This window comes from Patescibacteria group bacterium, assembly GCA_022560785.1.
Taxonomy (GTDB): Bacteria; Patescibacteriota; Minisyncoccia; order Phycocordibacterales; family JADFSL01; genus JADFSL01.
In genome coordinates this window covers 7694-11453 of sequence record JADFSL010000021.1, presented here as the reverse complement: position 1 = coordinate 11453, position 3760 = coordinate 7694, and the positions used below count along the sequence as shown (strand labels likewise).

The following is a 3760-nucleotide window of genomic DNA, read 5'->3' as shown; positions in this document are numbered from 1 at the left end:
AAAAAGTGCTTGAAATTGAAGAAGAAAACACAGAAGAAAATGAAGACGGAAAGAAGGCAACTGAAAAAGGGAAGACACCAAAAATATCAGTTCAACGCTATAAGGGACTAGGAGAAATGAATGCAGAAGAGCTGGGGGAAACCACAATGGATATTAATAAGCGCATTCTCAAACAGGTAACAATAGAAGATGCTCAAGAAGCAGACCAGGTATTTGATATTTTAATGGGTTCTGATGTGGCACCGCGAAAAGCATTTATCCAATCAAATGCAAAGTTAGCGAAGCTTGATATATAATTTCGCTCGGTCGTGTATTTTAAAAACACGCATTAAAATCCCCCTGCGGGGATTTTTTACTCCTCTCGCTCAAAATATTTTGCTTCGCAAAAACCGTGCTATTTTGAGCTGTGAGAGTTTTTTAAAATACACAATCTCGCTTTAGTGGAGGGAGGGTAGATGAATTAATTTATTTCATCAACCGTCACAGTGACACGAACGATGTTGTTTGATTTAGTGGATTCATTTATGTTCCCAGCCGGGTCGACATTTATGATAATCTCTTGTTCTCCCACTCCTGCGATACTATCAAATCCAAGGGTGAATTCTATTTTATCTCCTGGTCCGAGTGCGTGCTGACTTTTGGAATGGAAAATATGATGTGGAAATGTGGGAAGTACCGCATTAAAAGTCCAACCACTCGAAGTCCTTGTTCCCTTATTTATTACTTCAAACGAAATCGCCACTTTGTCGGAAAGTTTGATAGAAGAAGTTGCAATAAATTCGTTGGTTGTTTTGTCTAAAATTCCAGTCGCAAGTATGATGACTGAAAGATCCACAAATCCATCTGGGTCGGAAACCACTCTGTTTCCACCACTGAACATATAAGTATTACTACTCTCTTGCCCTTGGGTTATAGTAGTTTGATTTGGTAGAGCATCATTACCATAGCTGGATAAGTCCTCTTCTTTAATTTGCTCTCCCTCAATGTCCTCTGTATTGGTTCCACTAGGAATAAATACCGATGTAATTTTTATAACAGATGCAGTAAGGGAAGAGGACAAAAAAGAATACATTGATGGCGCTGATTTAATAGTCTGGACGCCTCCCCACACAACAAACGCAAGAACCACAATGAGTCCAATGCTTGCCAATATTTTCATTATCCAATTTGCTACTTGTGCTCTCTTATTATTCATGGTTTACATTTTTACCACAATTTAAAATATATGTCAAATACTTTTATCTTCTTCTCGGAATTATCCTAATCCTTGACTTTACATTATTTTTAGTGTATAAAAATTTAGCTTAGAGATTATCGTTTATGATTAATTTGAACACAAATATACGAGAAGCGATTCTTGAGAGAAAATGGAGATTTTCTGTTTTTTTTGTTCTTGTATTTTTTACCACACTTTCTATGTTGGGAGCCATGGGTGTAACTTCCTTTGGTGGAGTCAGTGCAGATAACTCTATAGTGCATGTTGCGGAGGCACAGAATGATTCCTCAGAGCCGATTCGGATTGTGATAGATTCGGTAAATATTGATTGGATTGTATCGAGTCCTGAAAGTGCAAGTATTGCAGTACTTGACCAGGCACTCCAAGAAGGGGTAGTGCACTATCCTGGGTCAGGGACGCTCTCTGATACTTCAAATATGTTTTTGTTTGGGCACAGCAGTTATCTCCCTGTAGTATACAACCCGGCATATCAAGTGTTTAACAATTTAGAAAAGACGCAAATAGGGGACTATATACGCGTGTATTCAAACAAAGCTGAGTACATTTACAAAGTATCGAGTGTATCACTTGTTGATGCATCCGAAGTTATGGTTACATTTAAAACCGGAGAAAAAAAATTGACACTCTCAACATGCAATTCATTTGGTTCCAAAGATGAACGGTATGTTGTTGAAGCAGATTTTGTGGGAAGCTATCCACTTGAGAGCTAATCTCTTTGGTAGATAGGTTCTCAGAAATGGGGACACAATTGTTCTTTGACTCGTGAAGAGGTGAAAATGAAACAAACTGTAGTTTTTCTAGTATTGTTTTTTTGCACTGTTTTGGTATCGCCAGGCAGTGCAGAGTATCGGTGGAAAGTTGTGGGCAGTAATCCATATAATGGGACGACTGAGTGGGCTATTGGAAACTCTGGCTGGCCAGATAATGCTCAGCTGGATCTACTTGTTGCATTTCTCCTTGACCGTTCAAAAAACGGACAAATATGTGGAGGAATGACACTTGATTTTGTCACCTTTGGTGACAACGGCATTAAAAACAACGTCTATACCGATTGGCCGATGAATAGGTGTTATGCAACAACCGAGTACTCAATCTTGTACGAGGATGTTACATACACTCTTGTTAAGGTCTGGAAATGTGGTAACTGGGGCGGGTATTCAGTCAAGGATATAAAGGAAACACAGGAGTTTGTACGAGGTGGACTTGTGCAGTTCAACTGTCCCAAAGACGGGATTGGTTGCAGTAATTGTTGAAAACAGCGGAGGAGGTCTCCATGAGTAAGTCAATGTTATATTTCTTGTTTGCTCTGTTTTTCGGGTGCAGTACCACCGGTGAAATAAAACAGACAGAGAAGACGCTTAGCAATGAGTCAGTCGCATGTACTCGTACTGAACAGAAGGGGTGCATCGAAATCGATCTTTTGATTGTCAATTATGATTCAAATATTCCACAACTCCAGCGTCTCATCACTGGAAAAAGCGAAGGAGCAGACGAGGCTATGGAGATTTACTCCATGGTTAAGAGAAATAAGGTTAAACTATACAAGAGCTGTGTTCCGGTCATTATGTACTTCTGGAATGTGGACATCAGTGTGCCATATTCTAAAATGACTGAGTACAATAGTTCAGTTAGAGCAGTCCCCGTGAAGCGCGCATCTGGTGTTCCGATTCCGGATTCAAAACTGGGGAATCCCGATGAGATTTTTGAAGTCACGGTCTGTAATGGTATGGGAGCGCTTCAAGTACCTTGGGATTACATAACCGATGAAACTTACACACTCATCTGTCCGCTTGAGAATACTACACGATATCCAAATCGTATAGCAGGATCGACAAAAGGACTTCACCTTACTACAAGATGGTGGGAGTATGCTTCCAATGGATGGAAACCTGACTCCCGAGCGGCTCACGAGTTTGTTCTTATACCGATTGTTATGTAGCAATAGGTCAACTTGGTTTGCGCAGCACAGTGTGCTGCGCTCCCATCTTTTCAAAATTTAAAATAGTTGAATGAATAAAATAAGCACGATAACTAAAATCAGTTTTATCACAATAATTCTATTAACGGCTGTTTTTGTCGGATCTTTTGTTTCTTCAACTGTTTTTGATACTAATATTTCTATTTCTGCAATTGCACATGCTTTTGGAGGTGACGGCGGCGGAGATGGCGGAGGCGGAGGTACTGACGGCGGAAACGGCGGCGGCGGCGGTGAAACGGGTGGCGGGTGTTGTGATGATGACGATGGTGGCGGTGACGGAAATGATGAACCTACACCCCCAACTGCAGCTCCAACTTGCACACTTTCAGTTAACCCAGCAAGTGTAGAAAGTGGAAATGAAGCGTTCTTGTCGTGGATATCAAACAATGCTCTCTCTGGAGCTGTTGATAACAATATTGGAACAGCCACTCCAGTATCTGGTGGTTCTACTACCGTCACACCACCCATAACAACTACCTACACGGGCACTTTTACCCCTATTCGTGAGCTTTTTGCCACCGTCCCTGAGTCCAGGATGAGAGGCT

The 3760-nt window shown here is 41.0% G+C and carries 6 protein-coding genes; 5 read left to right on the top strand and 1 reads right to left on the bottom strand.

The window, feature by feature from the left end; genetic code table 11:
- Window positions 1–296: DNA topoisomerase IV subunit B (locus IIB50_02340; GenBank protein MCH7529934.1), on the top strand; the 296-nt coding region annotated here is incomplete at its 5' end.
- 164 nt (window positions 297–460) lie between these two features.
- Here IIB50_02340 and IIB50_02335 read toward each other — a convergent pair.
- Window positions 461–1195, bottom strand: a complete 735-nt coding sequence (locus IIB50_02335; GenBank protein MCH7529933.1) for a hypothetical protein — start codon at window positions 1193–1195, stop codon at window positions 461–463.
- Window positions 1196–1320: 125 nt separating this feature from the next.
- Here IIB50_02335 and IIB50_02330 point away from each other — a divergent pair, with 125 nt between their 5' ends.
- From IIB50_02330 to IIB50_02315, 4 genes are all read left to right on the top strand, one after another.
- Window positions 1321–1947: a sortase gene (locus IIB50_02330; GenBank protein MCH7529932.1), complete on the top strand. Its 627-nt coding sequence runs from the start codon at window positions 1321–1323 to the stop codon at window positions 1945–1947.
- Between the two features lie 45 nt (window positions 1948–1992).
- Entirely contained in the window at window positions 1993–2490 is a 498-nt protein-coding gene (locus IIB50_02325; GenBank protein MCH7529931.1) for a hypothetical protein, read from the top strand.
- A 20-nt stretch (window positions 2491–2510) separates the two neighbouring features.
- Window positions 2511–3176 carry a hypothetical protein gene (locus IIB50_02320; GenBank protein MCH7529930.1) on the top strand — a complete coding sequence of 222 codons (666 nt, stop codon included), beginning with the start codon at window positions 2511–2513 and terminating at the stop codon, window positions 3174–3176.
- Window positions 3177–3246: 70 nt separating this feature from the next.
- On the top strand, window positions 3247–3760 hold a 514-nt coding region (locus IIB50_02315; GenBank protein MCH7529929.1), incomplete at its 3' end, for a hypothetical protein.